Below are 2,201 nucleotides of genomic sequence, written 5' to 3'. Positions count from 1 at the left end.
CCCTCCCCGCCGCCGACGACTCCGTAGCTTCGTGGGAGACGGCCCGACTCCTCGGCGAGCTGCGGGAGATGCCCCGCCGGCGGGCGGCTGTGGGTCTGCGACTCGACACCGGGGGCGAGGTCCGCGCCTGGTCCCGCGACCCCGCGGCCCTGCACGCCGCCCTGGCCGGCGCTGTCGACGGTCTCCCGCGCGAGCCGGGACCCGAGTGAACTCGCGTCGCCTCGGCGTGGCCGCGGTCGCCTGCGCTGTACTCGCCGTGGTGCTGTGGTGGTTCGCCAGGGACATCGTGACGGGCGCGCCGCCGGTCATCGACCCGCCCGTCGAGGGCAGCATCGAACGCATCTACACCGATCCCCGGCTGCTCCTGGCCGCGACCGTCCTGGCGGGGCTGACGATGGTCCTGACCACCCTCGCAGTCCTCCGGCGCGCCCCCCGGGTCGAATCCTGACAGATCTACTTCTGCCAGGGCTTTTTCGGGCGCAGCGAACGCCGCGGTAACGATCGGATGACGGTTTTCTGAGTGTGCCCGGTCGGGTGTGTCGTGGCGTCGGCCACAGGCTACATTTGGGGCGGTTCGGACGCATGTGACGCTCGTAAAAATGAGTGGTCGGTGCGTCCGATTCGCCGGAGTAACGCCTACAGCACAGGGAAACGGGGATCGGTGCAGCCTTCCAGCACTTTCGTTGGCACCACCGCGGTCGTGGGAGCGATCGCACTTCTGGGATCGGGAGTGGCCTCGGCCGCCCAGGTCGAATGGCAGGACTGTACCGAGATGCTCGGCATCGAGGCCGAGTACGTCCCCGCCGGTCTCGAGTGCGGAACCGTCGAGGTCCCCGTGGACTACACCGCGCCCGACGCCGCCAAGACCCAGATCGCGCTCACCCGCATCAAGGCCTCGTCCGGCCAGGCGCGCTCCACCGTGTTCGGCAACCCCGGCGGGCCCGGCAACTACGCCCTGAACTTCTGGAGCCCGGCCCTCGACGGCGCCAACCCGGCCGGCCTGTACGAGAACCACGACCTCGTGGCCGTCCAGCCCCGCGGGCTGTACGGCTCCAATCCCATGGTCTGCAACGTGGACTACGTGGGCCCGAACACGGTCAACCCGCTCCACGACGCGTGCTACGGGACCGACCCCGAGTACATGAAGTCCATGACCACCGAGAACGCCGCCCGCGACATGAACGCGGTCCGTGAGGCGCTCGAGCTCGCAGAGGTCGACTACGTGGGCGTGTCCTACGGCACCGCGATCGGCACCGACTTCGCCACGCTGTTCCCCGAGGCCACCGGCCGCATGGTGCTGGACTCCAACACCCACCCCGACTGGCGTTGGAACACACAGGCAGAGCAGGGCGCGCTCGCCCAGGAGCAGCGGGTCAACGACATCTTCGCCTGGATCGCCGAGCGCGACGACTACTACGGCCTCGGGGACACCCCGCTGAAGGTCTTCCACTCCTGGAAGTGGGTCACCGACCAGGAGGTGGGCGGCCCCGCCAACCTCACCCCGCCGCCGGCGCAGGCCGGCGACCTGCCCGTGGAGCTCCGCGGCAGCGCCGTCGAGAAGCCCGCGCTCGACGTGATCAACGGGACCGCCCCCGCCCGCGCACGCGTCGAGGGATTCGCCCGCGCCGCCGCGCTGCAGGGGCTGACGAACAACGCCACCACCGGGCTCTACGACGCCACGGTCGGCGCCACCTACTCCGAGCAGGCCTGGCCGATGCTCGCCCACATCCTCAAGTACTACAACGACGGCGGCACCATCGCGCGTGCCGACTACGAGACCGTGGCCCTGATGCTGGCCGCGCAGGAGAACCGCTCGCCGGTGTACCGCACCGACATCGAGATGAACTCGATCATCACCTGCAACGAGACCGCTGCCCCGGCCGACCAGCTGGGAGTCATCGCGGCCAAGGCCGACAAGTACACCGGCGGCAACCGCCTCACCGCCCGCGCCGCCGTCGAGGCCGCCGGCGACGACTGCGTGGGCTGGCAGCCGGTCGCCAAGACCATCAGCCCCAACGGTGACGCTCTCGACGAGAAGCCGCTGGTGCTGCACTCCGAGGACGACGCCATCACCCCCATCGCCGGCGCGCACCGCGTGGCCGAGGCCATGGGTGGCGCACTGGTCACCGTCGGTGGCGGCGACCACGGCACCTTCCGCATGGGCAACGAGGCCATCGACAAGCTCGTGATGGAGTTCCTGG

2 protein-coding genes and 1 pseudogene are annotated in these 2,201 nt (G+C 70.1%); all 3 read left to right on the top strand.

What is annotated here, in order from left to right; genetic code table 11:
• Positions 1–209: pseudogene (locus G6023_RS15445) on the top strand (hypothetical protein); the annotation flags it as partial.
• A complete protein-coding gene (locus tag G6023_RS15440; protein WP_159149089.1) occupies positions 206–448 on the top strand; it encodes a hypothetical protein in 243 nt (80 codons plus the stop codon). The pseudogene G6023_RS15445 and the gene G6023_RS15440, both read left to right, overlap by 4 nt.
• 252 nt (positions 449–700) lie before the next feature.
• Positions 701–2,201 (top strand): alpha/beta fold hydrolase (locus tag G6023_RS15435; protein WP_347570791.1); only part of this gene is annotated, 1,501 nt, incomplete at its 3' end.

The organism is Dietzia sp. DQ11-71 (genome assembly GCF_014144995.1).
Classification (GTDB): Bacteria; Actinomycetota; Actinomycetes; order Mycobacteriales; family Mycobacteriaceae; genus Dietzia; species Dietzia kunjamensis.
The sequence above is the reverse complement of the archived record's forward strand: the minus strand, read 5'-3'. Positions and strand labels throughout refer to the sequence as shown.